This is a genomic window from bacterium (assembly GCA_019695305.1).
GTDB lineage: Bacteria > UBA10199 > UBA10199 > UBA10199 > JAIBAG01 > JAIBAG01.
In genome coordinates, this window is record JAIBAG010000006.1 from 1 (window position 1) to 20585 (window position 20585).

The 20585-nt window shown below is 41.0% G+C and carries 23 protein-coding genes; 8 read left to right on the plus strand and 15 right to left on the minus strand.

Annotation, left to right across the window (positions count from 1 at the left end; genetic code table 11):
• The 10 genes from K1X76_04210 to K1X76_04255 all read right to left on the minus strand — a co-directional run.
• Positions 1-414: helix-turn-helix domain-containing protein (locus K1X76_04210; protein MBX7148264.1), on the minus strand; the 414-nt coding region annotated here is incomplete at its 3' end.
• Between the two features lie 44 nt (positions 415-458).
• On the minus strand, positions 459-827 hold the full coding sequence (locus K1X76_04215; GenBank protein MBX7148265.1) for a nucleotidyltransferase substrate binding protein: 369 nt from the start codon (positions 825-827) through the stop codon (positions 459-461).
• A complete protein-coding gene (locus K1X76_04220) occupies positions 814-1341 on the minus strand; it encodes a nucleotidyltransferase domain-containing protein (protein ID MBX7148266.1) in 528 nt (175 codons plus the stop codon). The genes K1X76_04215 and K1X76_04220 overlap by 14 nt, the downstream gene beginning before the upstream one ends.
• Before the next feature lie 94 nt (positions 1342-1435).
• Positions 1436-1825, minus strand: coding sequence for a nucleotidyltransferase substrate binding protein (locus K1X76_04225; GenBank protein MBX7148267.1), 390 nt, complete (start codon positions 1823-1825; stop codon positions 1436-1438).
• A gap of 43 nt (positions 1826-1868) precedes the next feature.
• Positions 1869-2961 (minus strand): peptide chain release factor 2 gene (gene prfB, locus K1X76_04230; GenBank protein MBX7148268.1). Its coding sequence is split into 2 segments (ribosomal slippage): positions 1869-2903 and positions 2905-2961, totalling 1092 coding nucleotides; the frame shifts between segments, so codons are not numbered across the junction.
• 95 nt (positions 2962-3056) lie between these two features.
• Positions 3057-4610, minus strand: a complete 1554-nt coding sequence (gene lnt / locus K1X76_04235) for an apolipoprotein N-acyltransferase (GenBank protein MBX7148269.1) — start codon at positions 4608-4610, stop codon at positions 3057-3059.
• 1 nt (position 4611) lies between these two features.
• On the minus strand, positions 4612-5064 hold the full coding sequence (gene ybeY / locus K1X76_04240) for an rRNA maturation RNase YbeY (GenBank protein MBX7148270.1): 453 nt from the start codon (positions 5062-5064) through the stop codon (positions 4612-4614).
• On the minus strand, positions 4982-7393 hold the full coding sequence (locus tag K1X76_04245; protein MBX7148271.1) for an HDIG domain-containing protein: 2412 nt from the start codon (positions 7391-7393) through the stop codon (positions 4982-4984). The genes ybeY and K1X76_04245 overlap by 83 nt, the downstream gene beginning before the upstream one ends.
• 1 nt (position 7394) lies before the next feature.
• Positions 7395-8360, minus strand: coding sequence for a PhoH family protein (locus K1X76_04250; protein ID MBX7148272.1), 966 nt, complete (start codon positions 8358-8360; stop codon positions 7395-7397).
• 23 nt (positions 8361-8383) lie between these two features.
• Positions 8384-8836 carry a secondary thiamine-phosphate synthase enzyme YjbQ gene (locus tag K1X76_04255; GenBank protein MBX7148273.1) on the minus strand — a complete coding sequence of 151 codons (453 nt, stop codon included), beginning with the start codon at positions 8834-8836 and terminating at the stop codon, positions 8384-8386.
• Positions 8837-9304: 468 nt separating this feature from the next.
• On the opposite strand from K1X76_04255, the gene K1X76_04260 reads away from it, so the two are divergent.
• Positions 9305-9787: a lytic transglycosylase domain-containing protein gene (locus tag K1X76_04260; GenBank protein ID MBX7148274.1), complete on the plus strand. Its 483-nt coding sequence runs from the start codon at positions 9305-9307 to the stop codon at positions 9785-9787.
• Between the two features lie 4 nt (positions 9788-9791).
• Here the strand turns inward: K1X76_04260 and K1X76_04265 are convergent, their stop codons facing one another.
• Positions 9792-10430, minus strand: a complete 639-nt coding sequence (locus K1X76_04265) for a PilZ domain-containing protein (protein ID MBX7148275.1) — start codon at positions 10428-10430, stop codon at positions 9792-9794.
• 62 nt (positions 10431-10492) lie between these two features.
• A complete protein-coding gene (locus K1X76_04270; protein MBX7148276.1) occupies positions 10493-10960 on the minus strand; it encodes a tRNA (cytidine(34)-2'-O)-methyltransferase in 468 nt (155 codons plus the stop codon).
• A gap of 9 nt (positions 10961-10969) precedes the next feature.
• On the opposite strand from K1X76_04270, the gene K1X76_04275 reads away from it, so the two are divergent.
• The 4 genes from K1X76_04275 to K1X76_04290 are packed head-to-tail and all read left to right on the plus strand — an operon-like array spanning position 10970 to position 16324.
• On the plus strand, positions 10970-11371 hold the full coding sequence (locus K1X76_04275) for a hypothetical protein (GenBank protein ID MBX7148277.1): 402 nt from the start codon (positions 10970-10972) through the stop codon (positions 11369-11371).
• A gap of 57 nt (positions 11372-11428) precedes the next feature.
• The gene (locus K1X76_04280; protein ID MBX7148278.1) at positions 11429-14026 is read left to right on the plus strand and encodes a glycosyltransferase; all 2598 of its coding nucleotides are present in this window, start codon (positions 11429-11431) and stop codon (positions 14024-14026) included.
• Positions 14023-14991: an RluA family pseudouridine synthase gene (locus K1X76_04285; protein MBX7148279.1), complete on the plus strand. Its 969-nt coding sequence runs from the start codon at positions 14023-14025 to the stop codon at positions 14989-14991. Before K1X76_04280 ends, K1X76_04285 begins: the two co-directional genes overlap by 4 nt.
• A gap of 40 nt (positions 14992-15031) precedes the next feature.
• A complete protein-coding gene (locus K1X76_04290) occupies positions 15032-16324 on the plus strand; it encodes a flavohemoglobin expression-modulating QEGLA motif protein (protein ID MBX7148280.1) in 1293 nt (430 codons plus the stop codon).
• A gap of 119 nt (positions 16325-16443) precedes the next feature.
• Here K1X76_04290 and K1X76_04295 read toward each other — a convergent pair whose 3' ends face one another.
• Positions 16444-16896, minus strand: coding sequence for a nucleoside deaminase (locus K1X76_04295; protein ID MBX7148281.1), 453 nt, complete (start codon positions 16894-16896; stop codon positions 16444-16446).
• 148 nt (positions 16897-17044) lie between these two features.
• Here K1X76_04295 and K1X76_04300 point away from each other — a divergent pair, with 148 nt between their 5' ends.
• The 3 genes from K1X76_04300 to K1X76_04310 are packed head-to-tail and all read left to right on the plus strand — an operon-like array spanning position 17045 to position 18947.
• Positions 17045-17308, plus strand: coding sequence for a hypothetical protein (locus K1X76_04300; protein ID MBX7148282.1), 264 nt, complete (start codon positions 17045-17047; stop codon positions 17306-17308).
• A 39-nt stretch (positions 17309-17347) separates the two neighbouring features.
• Positions 17348-18199, plus strand: a complete 852-nt coding sequence (locus K1X76_04305) for a DUF692 domain-containing protein (GenBank protein MBX7148283.1) — start codon at positions 17348-17350, stop codon at positions 18197-18199.
• Positions 18150-18947 (plus strand): DNA-binding domain-containing protein, encoded by a 798-nt coding sequence (locus K1X76_04310; GenBank protein ID MBX7148284.1) that lies wholly within the window; start codon positions 18150-18152, stop codon positions 18945-18947. The genes K1X76_04305 and K1X76_04310 overlap by 50 nt, the downstream gene beginning before the upstream one ends.
• On the opposite strand, the gene K1X76_04315 is transcribed toward K1X76_04310, so the two are convergent.
• Complete coding sequence (locus tag K1X76_04315; protein ID MBX7148285.1) at positions 18928-19713, minus strand: SAM-dependent chlorinase/fluorinase; 786 nt, start codon at positions 19711-19713, stop codon at positions 18928-18930. The two genes, K1X76_04310 and K1X76_04315, sit on opposite strands and share 20 nt — an antisense overlap.
• On the minus strand, positions 19710-20576 hold the full coding sequence (locus K1X76_04320) for a CDP-alcohol phosphatidyltransferase family protein (protein MBX7148286.1): 867 nt from the start codon (positions 20574-20576) through the stop codon (positions 19710-19712). Before K1X76_04320 ends, K1X76_04315 begins: the two co-directional genes overlap by 4 nt.
• Positions 20577-20585: the final 9 nt, after the last annotated feature.

The window sequence follows — 20585 nt, forward strand, 5'->3', positions numbered from 1 at the left end:
ACGTTGACTAGGTAGTAAATGGTGTAATTGATTTTCAAAGACGTATTGATAAACTGTTTCGTGACTAACGCTTAAACCTGGGTGATCCTTGCTGATCCGACCTGCTATAAGCTGTGGCGACCAGCCTTCTTCGAGTTTAACCCTCACATAATCTAGGATTTGAGGATGCAGGATCTGCTTTTTACGTCCTCGTCTGGAACGTCTTTCTTGCGCCAGATTACGGGCAATGACGGGAGAATAAGCTTCAGGCATCTCTCTAAATGAGTTCTTTTTTAACTCCCGGCTAATGGTTGTGTGGCTGAACCCTAGCTCTTTGGCTATGGCGCGCCCTTTTTTACCTCTCAGCTTTAGCTCCCAAATCCTTTCTCTGTCTATTTCGCTTATTAGCTTATATTTCCTCTGTTTTTCTACCATGCACGCCTAGTATCACAACTAGGTGGTGCATCTATTGTTTGAACTCAGAAGCTGCTTAACAGCGCCTGAACGGCTTCGTAGAATTTACTAATATTTTTGAGATAAGCCAAGTCGGCAAAACCAATGTAATCGTGTACCGACATATTGCGACTTTTTAAAAAACCAAGCCACAAATCCAAATCATCCACATACCCTGCCTTATGAGCTTCCCTTATCACATCCCGTGGGTTGTATACTTCCACACCTGTTTCATCTACTTTGCTTTTTAAAAACTTCCAGGTGTACTCAAAACATACCTCGTATCGCTTACAGATAGAATCAAACACAAGTTCATTGGTTACCGCTTCTTCCTCATGCTTTAAAGCTTCTTTTAGTTTTTTGATGGCCACTTGTAATTTTTTATCCGTTGTCATGTACTCCTCCCTCAATCAAAAACAGCCAATCCATAAGACTTCCTGTTAGAAAAATAAAATCTTTTTTGTTATCGTCTATAAAATCCTTATCAGCCCTGCAAAAATTTACCAAATCTACTTGATAGAGTACATTTTCCTCTTTATCGCACCAATCATCTTTAATGTCGATGAGCTTAAAATACTCCTCCAAGGAAATGCCTTTTTGCGCATAACAACCCACGTCGTAATCAGAAAACTTTTTATAAAGGCCGCGCGCGCGTGAACCAAAAAGAAAAAAAGTGATGTGAGGATAGGCGCTGTGCAAAGCATCAATTAAGCCGGCAATAGGCCTCCACACCGGATCTTTAGCCTGTGTTTTTACAATATCCAGAGGATCACGCCCTATTTTTTTGGCCAAAGTTAAAATAGCAGGCTGAAACACAGCATGACCGGAAAGATAATAATTAATGGTATTACGATGAAGCTTGGTTTTACGGGAAAGTTCTAAAACCGAAGGAATACCCGAGCGTTTCATACAGGCGAGAAATCTTTTTTTATCCAAAGAATACTGCACAATTAAATTGTGCAGTAAGACGGTTAAAAAGTAAAGGGAAATTAATAATCTGTTTTCAGGGCTTTTTCTTCAACAACTGCAAGGTTTGCTCAAAATAAGGAACATACCCCTGAATACGGCTATAAATCTGGCTTGCCTTGGTTTGGTTATAGGTATGGGACGTTTCGTTTCTATCGGTCAGCATCCCTAACCATACCTCTTCATCATCAATCCATTGAGAGGCGTAGGCTTTATTAAGAGTTTCGCGCGGCGTTCCGCAATCAATCCCTTCTTCCTGCAAAAATTTTTGCAGGGTTTTCCAGCACAATTCAAATACAAACTCAAAGCGCTGAATAGTACCGTCTATATACAAATCACCGGTACCAGGATTTTGCAGAGCTTCTTTAAGCCGAACCAATACATCAGTAAAATTTTTGAGTAAATATTCAGTACGTTCATTGTTCATACCAAACTTTTCTTTTCTAACTTATTTTTTTGACCTTTTTAATCTAACAACTCTTGAGCAAATAATCCCTAATAAACCCATCCAGCTCCCCATCTAAAACCCCCTGGCTATCGGAGGTTTCAAAATCGGTACGATGGTCTTTAATCATTTGATAGGGGTGCAACACGTACGAGCGAATTTGCGAGCCCCAGGCAATGTCTTTTTTGTTGGCTTCTACCACCGCCTGCTCGGCACGTCTTTTTTCCATTTCTAACTCGTACAATTTGGCTTTGAGCATTTTCATGGCCACGGCGCGGTTTTGATGCTGGCTGCGTTCATTTTGACATTGCACCACAATGCCTGTGGGCAAATGCGTCATACGCACGGCCGAATCGGTTTTATTTACCTTTTGCCCACCTGCTCCACCAGCCCTATAGGTATCAATGCGCAAATCCGCCTCTTTCACTTCGATGTCGATATCATCCTCAACATCGGGATACACAAAGACGGAGGCAAACGACGTATGACGGCGGGAATTGGCATCAAAGGGCGAAATACGCACCAAACGGTGCACCCCTACTTCGGCTTTTAAATGACAATACGCATAGAGGCCGCTTACAAACACAGTGACCGAGCGATACCCTGCACCATCACCTTCGGTAAAATCAATCATCTCGGTTTTATAGCCCTTCTTCTCGCAAAAACGCAGATACATGCGCAGCAAAATGGAAACCCAATCGCACGATTCGGTGCCACCAGCGCCGGCGTTAATTTGAAAAAAGGCTGATGATTTATCCTGCGGACCCGAAAGCATTTTTTGAAATTCAATGCGAGCCAAATCGCTTTTAACTAAGTTTAAGTAAGAATTGATTTCAGATTCGGAGGAGGTATCACCGGCCTCTATAGAGAGATCGTAGAGAGTTTTCGCGTCGGATAAATGAGTTTCTACACTGTCCCAATCGGCTTTTTTGGATTTTAAGTCATCAACCTCGGCCATGGTTTTTTTGGCCTTGTCCTGATCATTCCAAAAACCTTCACGTACACTTTCGTTTTCAAGTCCCTTTAACAAATCCAGTTTTTTAGGGACGTCAAAGTGACCTCCGTAAACTTTGCCAGGTGTCGTTTAATTGATTGTACTTTTCTAAAATATCTTTCATTTTGAAGAAGTGAATGGTGGATGGTGGATAGTGAATAGAAAGAAAAATTTTCTCTTTTTACCATTCACCATCCACTATCCACTATCCACCTTTTATTATCTTCCAACAATGCGCCTTATCACAATAGCAATTACAGAGGAACCAGCCAGCGCAAAACACACCCACGCCACCCAATCACCATAAAGAGTATAGGTACTCATTTTTTCAATAGGATAAACAGCACGTACCAGATACCCAGCCTCAAAAGGAGGAAGCGTGGCCTCCACCATGCCATGAGGGTTTATCACCGCAGTGAGTCCCGTATTGGTAGCACGCAATAAATAACGCCTATTTTCTAAAGCCCGCATCTGCGAAAACACCAAATGTTGATACGGAGCCGAAGTATTGCCATACCAAGCATCGTTAGTTAAATTAGCCAACACGTTAGAGCCAGCCCTGGTTTGGCTACGGGCTAAATCGGGAAAAATATCTTCGTAACAAATAAGAGCACCCAATTTTAAACGGCCATGTTCTACCACTACCGGTTCTTTTCCTGGAGTAAAATCTCCTACAGCTACTGTTAGCCTGCGCGCAAACGATAAATATTCCTTAAATGGAATATATTCACCAAAAGGTACTAAATGGCGCTTGTGATAAATACTTTTAATTTGTGCCTTGGTATCTAAGTAAAAAGATGAATTGTAAACCAATTGCGCTACACCATCTTCTTGTATACTTACAGCCCCAACATACAGTGGCATGGGCAATACCGTGCGGCCTCGCCAAAATAAATAGGGGAAATCGGTATCGTCTTTTAAATTAACCGTAAAGGGATAGGCTGTTTCGGGCCAAATTGCAAGCTCGGCACCCTCTTCGGTAGCTTTTTCGGTAAGCTTTAAATGCTCATCTACATTTTCTTTAGCCACGCGCACATTCCACTTCATGTCCTGCGAAATATTGCCTTGCACCAAAGCCGTAAGCACCCCGTTGTCATTTTGCGCTACATCATCAAATGTAGATGCTTTACGCGCCAAGTTTAAAAAGACGGAAAAAACAACAATAACTAAAAGTACCACCGCACGCACCACCATGCCCTCTCGCCTTTTTTCAAAAACATGAAATAAAATATCAGCTAAAAGTGCATTTATAAGATAAATGAGTAAATTTAAACCATACATCCCCGTTACATCAACCCACTCAAAATACTGTAAAAAACTCCCCTGCGAATAAGCCGGCATGGCCCATGGGAAACCGCCCACAGGAAAATAGGTACGGCAAAAATCCATTGTCACCATTAAAATAGTAAAACTAACAAAAAATGGAATGGGCAAATAAATGGATATTTTATGGGCCAGCCAATTACTGGTAGCCCAATAGAGCGATAAAATAACAACAATAAGAAGAAGCACACCAACAGACTCATAAAATCCAAGCCCGCCAAAATTAGTCATGGCGTTAACAAGCCAATACAAACTTCCCGCATAAAAAATAAAAGCAGCAGTAAACGATTTAATAAAAAGTTTTTTTGAATTTTTAAATTGGCAGTACAAGAGTGGAACTAAAAAAAACCAGGCCAAATACCCCATTTCGGGCAAGCGATGCCCAAAAAAAACGGTCGGATAAATAAAAATTCCGGCCAAACCGGTTAATAAAATACAAAGTAAAAGCATATTAAAGGCGTGTATCTGCCAGAAGCGAATAATCTGTGATATGAAGGACCTTAGCAATTAGTTTTTTTTCAGCAGCCACCATTTTCTTTTTGGCGCTTAATGTATGGTGATCGTACCCTGTTAGATGCAGCAAGCCGTGAAAAACAAGAAACATCATCTGCTGAGGTAAAGAATGATTAAGCTTTTTAGCTTGGCGGGCAGCTACAGCCGGGCAAATAAATATATCACCCAAAAATGGATTGAGACTAACGGGAAAACTTAAAACATCGGTAGCACCCCTTTTATGCATGTACCGGCTATTAAGCGCAGCCATTTTTTGTGGCGATACAAAATGGAGCCCTATTTCCCCCTGCCCTTTAATATTTAATATCTTAAGCGCCTTCGTGAGGTTTTTTACGAAATAATGGCGAGACGTTGGATAGCGAGTTTGAGAGTTGTGGAGGATAAGGTCCATTGTTGTCGTTCCCCTCTGCCGTATTCTCGGGATATTCAATCCGTTGATGGTAGATGGCGGATAATATTTTTACAAAAGCATTGGCTATTTGATGAAGGTCTTTTAAAGTTAAATCACATTCATCTAATTGTTCATCTACAAAATGCATGTTAATAAGTTTTTCTACCGTGGCCTGAATTTTATGCGGACTTTTTTCAGGCAAAGCACGCACTGCGGCTTCTACTGTATCGGCCAACATAATAATACCGGCTTCTTTGGTTTGCGGCTTGGGTCCTTCGTAACGGTAATCACGTTCATCCACTTTATCCATAGTTGGATCGGCCAGTTTTTTGGCTTTTTCGTAAAAAAAGCCAATGAGCTTAGTTCCCTGATGTTGCGGTATCATATCGGTAATTTTTTGTGGCAACTTGAACTCTTTAGCCATGGCAATACCATCACTGACGTGGGCAGCAATAATGAGAGCACTCATTGATGGAGATAATTTGTCATGTGGATTAATACCTTTTTGATTCTCAATAAAATACTGTGGCTTTTTCATTTTACCAATATCGTGATAATAGCTAGCAACACGTGCAAATAAAGGATTAGCACCAATAGCCTGAGCGGCCGCTTCCGATAAAATACCCACCAATTGACTATGATGATAAGTACCGGGTGCTTTCCAAATCATTTCTTTTAATAAAGGATGACTCAAGCTTGCCAGCTCTAATAATTTAATATCGGTTGTATAATTAAAAATAACTTCGGTGACGGTTGTAAGTGCTAACACAATAATAGAAGTAAAAATACCACCTAAAAAGCCTGAAAGCGCATTAAGTAAAATAGGCATAGCCGCCACAGATTCGGCTTCCATGCCTAAATTAATAAGATTCATCGAATACACCACCAGCGCATTTACCAAACCTGTTAAAACGCCACAGTATAAAACCGAGCTTCGTTTATCAACATAAGCAATAGCGTGAGCAGCAAACACACCGCTAATCATGTAATACACGGTCATCTCCAAATTACTTTCCAAAAAGATGCCCGAAAACAAACTTAAGATAATTGAAAAAATAAGAGCGGTTTCGGAGTTAAGAATAAAACGCACCAGCATGGCGCCACCGGCAATAGGAATAGCATAATATAATGTGGTTACACTAAGCGAAAATGGAAAAGCATCTTTAATGGAACTCGCCATAAACACGCTTACGCGCAACAGTATCAAAAAGAATAACAGTGACGTGCCCAAAAACACTAAATCTTTGCGATTAGGTTTAAATTTACGAATGTATTTGGAAGCATAATAATAGACAATAGCCAAAACAAGATTAACAAACAGAAATACGCCCAAAAAACTAAACGCTTTTTTAGACTGCTGATGCGCCTTACGGATACCTTCAAGCACGGTTAAATGCCAGGGTTCAAAGCGATCGCCACTGCGCACAATAGATTCACCACGCTTCACTTTAATAACAATGTTGTTTACATGTTCGGTAGCTTTAGAACGCCGTGCATCTGTTTCGGCAGCATTATAAACCAAGCTTGGTTTTAAAAGTGACAGCGATACGTTTTTTAACAAGGTAAAATGTTCAGAGGTTAAAAATTCTAAATGCAAAACATCCCGTAAAAAACCTGTTTTCAGCCCTTCCATCTTGGCCATCACATCATCTAAACTTACAATGTCGTTTGCATCGGTTTTAAGCACTTCGGCAAAATTTCCTTCACTTACTTTTTCTCTAAAGGTAAAACCCTTTTCCAAAACTGATTCTAATTCCGATTTATTAAGAATAACGGGGGTTACATACATCTCACGGCAAATAGTAATAAGTGCTTTTTCTAGAGGACCATTAAAACGGTATTTTCTAAAGAGCGCGTAAGCATCATCACTAATAATACCTCCCAAGGCTTCCTGAAATTCGCTACGAAGCTGAAATTCCAAAGCTTCATCCAAAACATCGCGTCCCTTAAAAAAGGCCGCATTCTGTATCAAAAATTGACGCGATCCTAAAAAAGCCTCCGAAATTTTTTGAGCTGTTTTAGAAGATACTAGAGGATCATAATCGTACACAGGACGCACGGCTTGAGAAGCATCAAGCTTTAGTTTTTGCGTTGAGAGCGCATCTATAATTTCGTAATTTTGATCGGCCTTAATATCTTTAATAGCAACCGAACCAACACTTAAATGCTGAGGAAGTTGATCAAGATTAAAAGTAAGTAATATGGTTACTATTAACCCCAGTACAAGTAAAAGCCCCACATTGGCAAAGTTATCAAAACGGGCCTTTATGACCGGATCTTCAATTTTAGAGTTTAAGTTTTCTGAAACTTTATCAAAAAGATTTATCATATTACTGTTCACTTTTTTCGTAAGCGGTAATAATGCGTCCCACTAATTGATGCCGAGTAACATCACTAGCATTCATAAAGTGAAAGGCAATTCCTTCTACATCTTTTAAAACATTGACCGCATGCGACAATCCACTCATTTTTTCGCGCGGCAAATCAATTTGGGTTGTATCGCCGGTTACAACTACTTTAGAACCCAAACCAATACGTGTTAAAAACATTTTCATTTGTTCACGTGTAGTATTTTGGGCTTCATCTAAAATAACAAAAGAGTCTGCTAGCGTACGCCCTCGCATAAAAGCAAGCGGCGCCACTTCAATATCGCCCCGCTCCAACATTTTTAAAATTTTTTCGGAATCCAGCATATCGTGTAAAGCATCGTATAAGGGACGCAAATAAGGATCTATTTTTTCCACCAAATCACCCGGTAAAAACCCCAGCTTTTCACCGGCTTCAATAGCTGGGCGTGTTAAAATAATGCGCGACACCTCTCCTTTTAAAAAAGAAGTTACCGCCATCGCCATGGCTAAAAAAGTTTTTCCTGTTCCCGCCGGCCCCAAACCAAATACCAAATCGTTTTGCAAAATAGCCCGCATATACTGGGCCTGCCCTGTAGAACGGGGAGCAATCACCTTTTTTTTACCTGGAATAAAAATGGAATCGAGATAAAGATTTCCCAGCTTTAAATTATCATCTTCGGATAAAAGTTTAATGGCCTGCTCAATATCACGTCCCAGAATGGGATAGCCCTTTTTTAAAAGCGTGTAGAGCTGATTGAGGATATTTTCTACAAGTTTGATGCGTTCTTTTTGGCCAGAAATGTGTAAATGCCCGCCACGGACATTGATATCTACCCCTAAACGGTCTTCAATAGAACGCAAATTGTTATCGTGAGGTCCAAAAAGAGAACGAGCCAGATTATTATCGTCGAAGTTGAGTTTGATAACTTGAGCTGTGCTGTGTTTCATGCTGACTGTGAAAACCCTTTTTTTTACTTTCTAGGGGCTGGGGCCTTCTCCTCGGCTCCGTCACCCATCACCTGAATCATCACTTCGCGTCGGCCAATTTTATCGTCAAAGTCATATACCACAACTTCCTGCCAGGGACCTAAAAAAAGTTTTCCGTCTTTTATGGGAATACTCAATGTTTGCGGAAGAAGCAAGGCTCTTAAATGAGAAGACTCACGACCTGTTCCCGAACGTCTTTGAGGGCGCTCTCCCTCCTCATCACTCACAAAAGAACTAATTAGTTGCTTTAATGATTCTTGAATAAGCTTATCATTTTCAACAAGAATTATACTGGCAGCCGATTTAGGCAAATATATGGTGAGTAAGCCATTTAAAACCTGAGACTCCCTCAAGGCGCGCTTGATATCATGGGATACAATAAACGAATCAATTTGAAGAGTTGTATTAAAATAGGCATTAAGTACAAAATTTTTCATCCGTTATAGAAGTGTAGCCAAAAAAGAGAGTAATATCAAGGAATAAACTTTATAAGTACTCGTTTTTACTAAATATTTTAATGCAACTTTTTTGAGGTTTTTCGCACTTTTTGAGGACAGTTCTCCGATAATAATGGTAGAATGATGTATTACATGCGAACAAACAACACGAATAAAACCGGCAACAAACACCAAGATTACCGTTCGTCGCGTACTAACACCACCTCATTTACCGATATTCTTAATCAAAAACAAGGAGTTACACTACAAGCACCTCTATCGGAAGCGCCCAATAGTTTAATTGGCAGAGGAGCCAATTGGCAAAATGTATCAAAAGCTCCCCTCGCCCCTGAATTTCCCAATACCCCTCAAGGACCAGAATCATTTGGGGACGATCGTACCGTTCCTAAAAACTACCGTAAAAATACAGTTTTTGCCAAACAGGGAAAAATCCTGGAAAGAGATTTAATGCTTGATGGAGAAGTAACTGCCTCACGCCCTCAGAAATTGGAAAGCTATAAAGAGCTTATTGTTAAATACTCTAAAAAATACAATCTCGATCCCAATTTGGTGGCCGGGATGATGAAACAGGAATCTAATTTTAATCCCAAAGCAAGGTCACACGTAGGAGCCAAAGGTCTGATGCAGCTTATGCCCGGCACAGCTAAAATGATGGGGGTAAAAGATATTTATGACCCCGAACAAAATATTGCCGGAGGCACCAAATATTTGCGAGAAATGCTCGATCGTTTTGATGGCAATGTAACACTGGCCGTAGCCGCTTACAACTCAGGGCCTGGCAATGTAGAAAAATACGGCAACAAAGTACCGCCCTTTAGCGAAACACAAAATTACGTAAAATCCGTCGCGCGTCACTCCGAATCCATCCGCCTGGGTGGGTCGTTTGCCAATCTGGATACACCCACCAAACCCAAGTACCGCGTTACTTAATAGTTTAAGATAATCCTGTTTTATTTTGATTAAGATAAGAAACCAAATCTTGGCGCATGGCAAGGTAGTTGTTTTTTTCTTCGTCCGATTTAAAGGCAGGTGCCACAAAGGTAATACCTGTCATAAAAGTATCGGGATCTTCCTCGGGTTCGGCATATACCACCATACCATCGGTTTTAAACAGCACAGGGCCGTTTTTATGAGGAAGAGATAGTTCAAAATGGTAAACAGCATGCAGAGGCAATTTTTCATCGGCCACCAAGCGAACACCACCCTCCGAAATATTCACCAGAGAGGCCTCTACTCTTTTGCCATCACACGATAAATAAATTGGAATAGGAACGTTTACACGAATACGTTCCGATTCACGGCGGTTAATAATGTTAAACGAGCTAAAATCGGCATTTAATTTATACACTCCCGCTTTTTGGCCTGTAGCCTTAAAACGCACAATACCACGTCCATTGGCCGCCACAAAAAAACCACTGCGATCTTTACCGTTAATATCCGATTTGGGATCTACAACAAGAAAAGAGTGGTCTTCAATACCGGTTAGCATTAAAGCCTCGGTTAAGCCCTGGTCGTCTAAAAAAATATAGCGAGCTTTGGGATCTAAAATTTCTTTTAAGTTTGAAATAGTCATTTTTAGCCGATCGCTTATCGCAGATCGTTTATCGCAAAGAAAAACTGGATTTAATCTTGCGATCAACGATAAGCGATCAGCGATTCACGAATTTGCCGCAAGGCTTCACCGGCTACCATGGCCACGCTGCTGGATAGATTAAAGCTACGGATAGGACCAGTCATGGGTATAGTCAGTGTGTAGTCGGCGTTTTTTTCTAAAAGATCTTTGGAAAGCCCGGCAGTTTCGGGCCCAAACACTAAAAAATCATTTTCTTTAAAACTAACCGAAGTATACGGCCTTTTGGATTTTGTCGTCAAATAATAATAGCGTCCGGTAGGATATTGTTGTTGAAGAGCCTCAAAAGACTCATGATAGGTTAAGTTGACATGCTCCCAATAATCGAGCCCTGCACGCTTTAAATAGCGATCGTCGGTAGAAAAACCCAAAGGTTTTACTAAATGAAGTTTAAGCGATAGCCCGGCACACAAACGCGCAATGTTACCGGTGTTAGGCGGAATTTGGGGATTTACCAAAACAATATTAAGCATGGAACTTTCTTGCATACAAAAGCCTTATTTTTAAAGCTTTATTTAAAAACGCAACTTTTTTATAAGCTTGCCGATAATACAAGTAAGATGATTAAAAAGCTGCTCCTCATTACCTTTTTACTGCTGGCCTCAACAGCCGCCCAAGCTCATAGCTTGAGGGTGGTAAGCTTTGCCCCGTCTTTTTTCTATTTACCCTATTATTCTTCCTTTTATTATTCACCCTTTGTACGTCCGATCTATTTTACCCGCTATCCTCAATCTTATGCGGCTCAACTTACCCCTGTTGGCGAGGCTTTAAGGGCTGAGTGGGAAAATTATGACCAAAAAACTGCGAAACAGGAAGAAATATCAACCCCCCAGGCAACTTTAGACGGTTCTGATGTTATCTTAAAAAAGATACAAACCTATTAAGATTTAACCCTTGTTACCCATATCAAGCTCTGCTAGAAAGCCACAGCCCTTACGCTTATGAGATCTTCTTCGATTGCGATTTTAACTACCACTGTTGTTATCAGCTTTCTACTGTGGGTATTTATCAATAAACCTCACCACCCTGTAGAATCAAGCTACCCTATCAACAGTATTTCATTTAATCCGTATCAACGTTACGAATCGCCCTTTAACGGCACGGTTATTACTCCCGATCATTTAGAAAAAGACATTCAGCTCCTTAAAAATAAATCTAAAACTCTGCGTTTGTATAGCTCCACTTTTGGTATGGAAATTACCCCCCAGGTAGCCAAAAAATATAAACTGAGCGTGATTGGCTGCGCTTTTATTCAGTATAAATTGGTTGATAACCCCCAAAATGATATAGAAGTAGACGCAGCCATTGAAATGGCCCGTAATAACAGAAATGTAACTAAACTTATTATTGGTAACGAAACACAGCTGCACAAAACCGTACCACAAGAAGAATTGGTAACCTATTTGGAACGGGCTCGCAAAAAATTACGCACTCCAGTATCCACAGCCGAACCTTGGGATTTTTGGATTACTAACCCTGAATTTGCCGATAATGTAGATTTTATTGCTATACACGTACTACCTTACTGGGCCGAAATTCCTATTAATGAGGCCGTAGATTATGTAGTAGGCAAATACCGTGCGGTAAAAAACATGTATCCGTACAAAGAAGTATTTATTGCCGAAACAGGCTGGCCCAGCGATGGCCCTCAAAGAGGAGCGGCAGTTCCTTCTGTAACAAACCAGGCACAATTTGTTCGCGACTTTATTGAACGCGCCGAAAAAGAAAAAATTCCCTACAATATCATTGAAGCATTTGATCAACCCTGGAAACAATCCACAGAAGGTAATGTGGGAGAACACTGGGGCATTATGGATGCCGACCGTCATGACAAATTTCCTATCAAAGGTCCGGTATTAGAAGATCCAAATTGGAAATACTGGGCTTTTGCCTCTACTATTTTGGGACTACTGGCCTCTAGTCTTTTTGTTTTAAGACGCCACGATCTGCATTTAAAAGGACGTATTTTTTCGGTATTCATGTTTCAGCTGGCAGCGGCTCTGGCCACACAGCTAGCCCGAGAAGCCTCCGATCAATACATGTCACCCGGAGACATTATTTTTTGGATGATTGTCATTACAGCTCAAACCCTGCTTGCTATTATTTTACTGACGGATGCGGTAGAAATTGCCGACGTGGTGGGTAATGCACCGCTTAAAAGGCGCTATCTCCCGGCAAATGCCGATTTACCTCCAGATGCCCCTTTTGTTTCTATCCATTTAGCTTGCTGTAAAGAACCACCGTCGATGGTGATTGCTACTATTGATAGCTTAGCTAAACTGGAATACCCCAACTACGAAGTGATTGTGGTTGATAACAATACTCCCGATGAAAACCTATGGAAGCCCGTAGAAGCACGCTGTAAAGAGCTTGGTAAGCGTTTTAGATTTTTTCATTTAGAAAAATGGCCAGGCTTTAAAGCGGGAGCCCTTAATTTTGCATTAAAACAAACCGACCCACGTGCACAAGTTGTAGGTGTGGTAGACGCCGATTATGTAGTGGCCTCTAATTGGCTAAAAGCCACTCTTCCCTATTTTATTGCCGATAAAGATATTGCTTTAGTGCAAGCCCCGCAAGAACATCGTGAATGGAGTGATAATTTATTCACGCGTATGGAAAACGATGAGTACACCGGCTTTTTTAGAATTGGCATGGTTCAGCGTAACGAACACAATGCTATTATCCAGCACGGCACCATGACACTCATCGACAGAGCTACATTAGTAAAGCTAAATGGCTGGGCCGAATGGTGCATTTGTGAAGATGCCGAACTGGGTTTACGTATCTTAAATGAAAAGAAAAAATCGGTTTATCTCGATCACGCTTTTGGCCATGGACTTGTGCCCGATAGTTACGAAGCCTATGCCAAGCAACGTTTTAGATGGGCTTATGGGGCCATGCGTATTTTGCGACATCATTGGAAAACCATGTTTGGTTTAGAAGGTAATTTAAATCCGGCACAACGCTATCAGTTTGTTAAAGGCTGGCTTCCCTGGATTGGTGATTCGCTCCACCTGCTCTTTACCTTTACAGGCTTGTTGTGGAGCGGCATGCTTATTTTTGATCCGCTTAAAACAGAATTTCCTGAGCCTATCTTTATTTATCCCGCGCTGGCACTGGTTGTATTACGTATTTTAGGTACTTTATGGACCTACACGGCTCGTGTAAAAATTGGCAAAAGAAGAACACTGATGGCCATGATAGCCGGAGGCGCTCTTACTCACCGTATTGCACGCGCTGTGATGCAGGGTTTAATTACCAACTCACAACCTTTCTATCGCACACCTAAAATGGATAAAGATGCCCCCATTCTTAAAAACCTGTTATCGGTACGCGAGGAAATTTTCTTTACTACTCTTTTATATGCATCGGCCTTTGGTGTTTATCGTGTTTTTGGAACCGTTAATTTTTCGGCCATTATTTGGATTGTTGCACTCATCATTCAAAGCTTTCCCTATTTAGCAGCCATTACGGCCGCTTTAGTAAGTGGTGCTTCTAGCCTAAAGCGCAAAATGGAAATAAAGCAAAAAGCCGCATGATTGAATCTCCTTTAGAACCTCGAAGTCGCAATAGCGCTGCCACTCGCTTTGACCCTCCCGTAAAACGCTATCAGTGGTTTCCGCAAAGCGACATGAGCTTTGACGAATTCAAAAAAATCTTTTGTGACAAATTAAAACTGGCTACCGAAAAATTTGATAACATGATCACCCACGGCGGGATTTATGTAGAAACCAACCGCATTTTAAAAGAAACGATTCCCGAAAAAGTTTTTAAGAATGTGGCCATTACGCTGTATCGTTTTTTAAGTGAGCCGGAGGATATTCCCCTCAATGACAAGCACATCCTTTATAACAACCAAGGTTTAGTGGCCGTGAATAAGCCCGCATGGCTCCCTACCCAAGGAACACGCGTGAGCCTTTTGTACACACTCGAAAATAAGTTAAGAGAATTTTTAAAACGCCCCAAGCTTACGGCCCTGCATAGACTTGATCGCCAAACCAGTGGTGTGGTTTTATTCAGTGACGATGAGAAACGTATTGCCTGGGTGATGAAACAATTTGAAAACAATAGCATCCACAAACAGTATCACGCCTGGATTGAGAAAAAGCCGGAGCAAGATACATGGGAAACAACAGGCTACATGGTGCGTGATTTCTCGAGACTCCCCAAAATTTATTTTAAACTAGCCGCCGAGAAAAAGGACGACAAATCGCGTTTTAGCCACACACGCTTTAGCTACAAAGGCGAAAAAGATAAGCTCCATTTAATTGAAGCTTCCCCCATTACCGGACGTACACACCAGATACGGGTGCATTTAAAACATCTGGGATTTCCTATTGTGGGTGATGATTTATACGAGGGAAATACAAGCATTGCCCCCAGAACTCAGCTGCATGCGTTAAGCTTAACGCTCCCTGGTTTAGAATCGAAAAAAACGATGATTCTTACTGCTCCTATCCCCGAGGATTTTATAACATTTCAAAAATCAAACTATCTTGTATAAATCCTTCATATAAATTAAAAAATTATCTATACTCTCCATCATGTCTCTTGCGGCTTACAAACAAAAAATTAAAACTCTCTCCGAGCGGATCATAGAAGCTCAAAAACCTATTCGTATATTGGATGCCATTAAATGGGAGCCCTGGGTTGAAGCCGAAATTAAAAAGTGGAAATTTAAAAGTTTTCCTCATTTAAGTCCCGCTGATTATGCTAAAATCAAATTAGGATATAATCCGGCTCACAAAAAAGAGGAGTTTGTAGAAATTGCAGCTCAAATTGTTAGAAGCCTTGGGGCAAAAGATCCCGTTGGCCGCTTACTTCTTTCGATGACCGAACAATATATCGACGTGATACACATGGTGGAATCACGCGGAACTAAAAAGTTTTGGGAATATTCCAAAAAACTCTACGGTTCCCCCAAAGACCACTTTTACGACAAGAATAAATCAACCCTCGATTTGGGTTTTATGCTCAATAATATTTTGGGGAAAATCCATGACTGCACCCCTGGCCCCGAGCAAATAGAAGATATTTCAGCGGGAAGAGCCGTCAACATATTAAATAAGCGTTTTAAAGATTATTTTCACGGGCTACCGGTAAAAGCACTTATTTCGGATGGTATTATTGCTGATGCCGCAGCTGGCAGTGACAAAGTAAAAATAAAGCGGGGTGCTACATTTTCTAAACGAGATATTGATATTTTAGAAGTTCACGAGGGCTGGGTTCATTTAGGAACAACATTAAATGGAAAAAGTCAGAGCGTTGCCAAATGGCTGAGTAAGGGTCCTCCTCGCTGCACTACCACTCAAGAGGGGCTGGCTGTTATCATGGAAATTTTTTCGTTTCATACTTATCCTAAGCGCGCACAAACAATCAACAACCGCATTTTAGGCATTAACATGGCAGAAGATGGTGCCAATATTTTAGATGTAATCCGTTTTTTTAGAGACCAGGGTTATGACGAAAATGAATGTCTTACCATGGCTAAACGTGTTTTTCGGGGAGGTCCATTGGAAGGCGGAGCCCCTTTTACAAAAGATATTGTTTATTGCCGTGGCTTTGTAGAAAACTATAACTTCATGCGTGCGGCTATTCGCCTTGGAAAACCTCATCTCATTCCTTTTTTATTTGTGGGAAAAGTGAATGTTCAGGACATCCCCCTCTTATACCGCCTGCATCAGGAAGGTATTGTTGATGCACCCAAAATTCTCCCCCCACAATTTCGCGATTTAAATGGAGTGGCCGTATGGATGGCTTTTTCTAGTTTTCTTAATCAGATTGATATGAACTTAATTCAGAAACACTACGATGATTTGTTTAAGAAGTATCTTTAAGAGTAACCCCCTCCTGAGCCTCCCCCTTACTTTAAGGGGGAGGGACATCTGCACAATTTTGTAAGCAAGTCCTCCTCCCTTAAGGTAAGGGAGAAAACAGAGGTGGGTTACTCTTTGTCTTAATATGGCTGATAAAACGCACTCCTCGTCCACACTTTAAACAACTCCACAGCTTCTTTCCGCAAAACTCCACTCTTAATTTTCATCTTGGCTTTCCCTAATTTATTAAGAGTACGATTCGACACACTCAGCTCGTTAAAACCCGCCCGTGCCGCATCGGCAATAGTTGCTCCATAAACAATTGTGCCAATCCGTGCCCAATGAATGGCCGCAAAACACATGGGACAAGGTTCGGTTGTGGAATAAATTATGCAATCCGATAAATCGATTGTTTTGAGCTTCTTACAGGCTAAACGAATAGCAGTGACCTCAGCATGAGCTGTGGCATCGCCGTTTTTCCACACATGATTATGAGTGGCCACAATAATTTTTCCGTTTTTGACAATGACCGCTCCAAAGGGCGATTGTCCCTTTTTAAAACCAGTTTTAGCGGCAAAAATTGCCTTTTTCATATATTTTTTGTCTAGTGAGCTCATAAAAATTATAAACTTAGTTAAAATTAACTTGTCGCCATAAAATAACTTCTATACCTTCCTTCTATCACGAAACTTCTGTGGATTCACCACAAAGTTCGTCACTTTTAGACAGAGGAAAAACTTTATGAAAAAGAAAACAGTTGGCACTTTAGTTGCCACAGCCGCTTTTGGTTTAATGCTTGCCGGAAATGTTATGGCCACCGATGACCATGCTGCCGGAACCGAAACAACCGTTAAATGCAAAGGCGTTAACGAATGTAAAGGCCACGGAGCCTGCCACAGCGCCACCAACAGTTGCGCCGGCAAAAACGAATGTAAAGGTAAAGGCTGGGTAAAAACAGCTACCGAAAAAGAATGTACCGATAAACACGGTACAGTTGAAAAGTAAGACAAAAAAACCCCTCGCAAGAGGGGTTTTTTATTTCCTATGAATTTTCCCTTTTTAGGTTTTGGCTTAGGTCTCCGCCCCAAGCATTATCCCACCATCACAACCCACTGGCCCAAGGTGGATTGGTTTGAAGCTTTATCTGAAAACTACATGATCCCGGGTGGACAACCCCTTTATTACTTAGATCAAATCGCTGCACGCTATCCTATAGTTCTCCACGGCGTGTCGATGTCCCTAGGCTCGGCTGACCCCATCAACAGAAAACATTTAAATGAATTAAAAAAACTGATGGCGCGTACCAAGGCTCGTTGGGTGTCCGATCACCTGTGCTGGACCGGTATTCAGAAACAAAACTCGCACGATCTTTTACCCTTGCCCTATACCGATGAAGCGCTCCACAATATTGTTTCCAAAATAAAACAAGTTCAAAACGAATTAGGGCAAGCTATTTTGGTAGAAAATGTTTCCAGCTATTTGGAATATACCCATTCCCATATTACCGAATGGGATTTTTTAAAGTTAGTCGCCCAAGAATCGGGTTGTTACCTCTTGCTCGATATTAACAATATTTATGTGAGTGCTAAAAATCACAATTTTGATGCTGTAACGTATATAAATGCCATCCCTCAGGATAAGGTAAAACAGTTTCATCTGGCAGGTCATAGCAATTTAAAATCATTTTTACTCGATACGCACGATCACGCGGTTAAAAAATCGGTATGGGAACTTTATCGTTACGCTTTAAAACGCTTTGGCCCCGTATCCACCATGATTGAACGAGACGATAAAATTCCAGCATTTGAAAAGCTTTTTGAAGAATTACAAATTGCAAAAAGGATTTATGAGGACGAGTTTACAAAAAACCCAAAATCTTATCTGGCGGCTTCTTAAAGAACCCGAAGGAGTTGCAAAAGCTCTTAAGCGGAAAAAGATTTCTCTGCCCATTAAAGCGGGTAAAAAGCTCACCAGCGTGGAGCGATTGGATATTTATGCCAATATGTATTTTTTTAGAATCCGCGACGCCTTGATGAGTGATTACAAAGCGTGTTATCACGTGCTTGGCCATGACACCTTTCATAATCTGATTACCGATTACTTGCAAAAAAACCCATCCCGTTATTATTCGCTGCGTTTCACGGGAGAAAAGCTGGCCACTTTTTTAAAAAAACATCCCCTATCAAAAAAACACCCCTATAGTTCAGATTTAGCTTCTCTTGAATGGGCACTGCTTGATTCGTTTGACGCTGCCGATGACAAACCTCTTACCATGGAAGATCTAAAAGCTTACACGCCAGATTCATGGGCCAATGCAACACTCACCACAAGCCCTTCGGTCATACTTATAAAATCGGCCTGGCCTCTCAAAATGATTTATGAGGCAGGCATAAAAAAGAAAAAATTGGGAAAAATAAAAAAGGAAGAAACGTATATCTGCGTATGGCGACAAGACTTTAAAGTTTATTATAGAACTCTTTCCAAAACAGAAGCAGGCCTTCTTAATAAACTTAAAAAAGAAATTACCGCCGGAGAACTTTCTCAAAAAATAGCCAAAACAGTGAAAACAGATGAAGCCCCACAAGAAATCGCCCGTTATTTTAAAAAATGGATGCAAGCTGGACTTATCCTGAAACAATCGTAACCTTATCCCCTACTTTTAATTTCCAAAGCGTAGCCAGATTCGCCTTAAAGCGTGCCATTTCAAGCAAGCCATGGCTGCTAAAAACCATCACGGGTTTTCCAACGGGTACTTGCGAATAGGTTTGATGAAGTATAGAAAACTTTTTGTTTTTAACCGTTACCGTAAATTTCTTTTTTAACAAAGCGATAGCTGCCGCTTTGGGAATACTCGTCATGCAATTTCCAAACTTATCAATATACACAATACGCCCGCTTACTTTTTGTTTGGAAATTTGATTCTGATAAAGATCAAGTACAACAGGCTTTTTAATTTTTGTTCCAATACGAGACGGTTTTACACCTTTAGCCAAATGCGCAGCAACAGGACAGAATAAATCACGACCATGAAAGGTAGAGCTTAAAGCCCTGGGAAAATATTTTTTATTAGTTATTTCATATACCGTTACTTTTTTACTTTGGAGGTAAACAAGACTAAACAATCCATTATCGGGCCCCACAAAAAAATGCCCATCGGCCTCCACAATAATAGGTTTACGGCTACTCCCTACTCCCGGATCCACAACTCCTACATGCACTGTACCTTGAGGATAAGTGCGGGTAGCAACTCCCAGTACAAAAGCACCATCGGCAATATTATAGGAAGCAATATGGTGTGAAATGTCGGCAATAACAGCTTTTGGATAGGTGCTGTAAACAGCTCCATGCAAAGAACCCACGTAGGCATCTTGAGTGCCAAAATCGCTTGTGAGTGTAACAAGGCCTTTCATGTTATTGTGTCTTTAATCTGCTTTACAGCTTTGCCCCAACGATATTCTAAACTAAAATACCAAAGATTTAACGGCACCAAAATATAAATAAAAATAGCTATTAGAGGATACGGCGAAAAAGCCATACATAATACACCTATTAATAGCGCTGTGTTGTGATGACTCTCCCCCATCCAGGTCCAGGAACGCATCATGGGTTCTAAAACTTCTTTTATTTTTTCGCGCGCCTCGGGTGAATAAGCCACATGTCGGGTTTGTGCCATGGAATCATTTACAAAGTAAAGTTGAATAAACATACACATGCCCAAAAAGGTCCCCACCACATCCCATTTTTGGGCCGATTGTTTGATAATACGCCGAGCATCATCCTGATTCATGGGCGTTTCAGGCTGATCTGCCAAAAAACCTTGGTATAAAATTTTAGCAGCATCATAACGCCAGCAATGAATAGCCACACCCGCTCCCGACACAATCATCAAATACAATACCGGCAAGTTGTGCGCCTGAAAATAGCCCGAAAAATAAATACCCAGCCAATAGGAGAGTACCCAAAAGAAATCACAAGCGCCATCTACAATACGACCTAACGGACTTGTTTGTCCGGTAAGACGAGCTACCTGCCCATCGGAACAATCAAACACAATAGTAAGCATCACCAAAAGTGCCGATAGAATAAAATGATGCCTTAAAACCATGTAAGCTGCCAAAAAACCGGTAAGCATACTCAGCGTACTGATTTGATTGGGCGAAAATTTAAGTTTAATAAAAAGAGGCACCAAAAAATGGGCCACCCTACGGTAAAAGTAATAATCTAGCCATTCTTCCACCGAACGGGGTTTAAGCGATTTTTCAAAATTGGTCATAATGAGGAA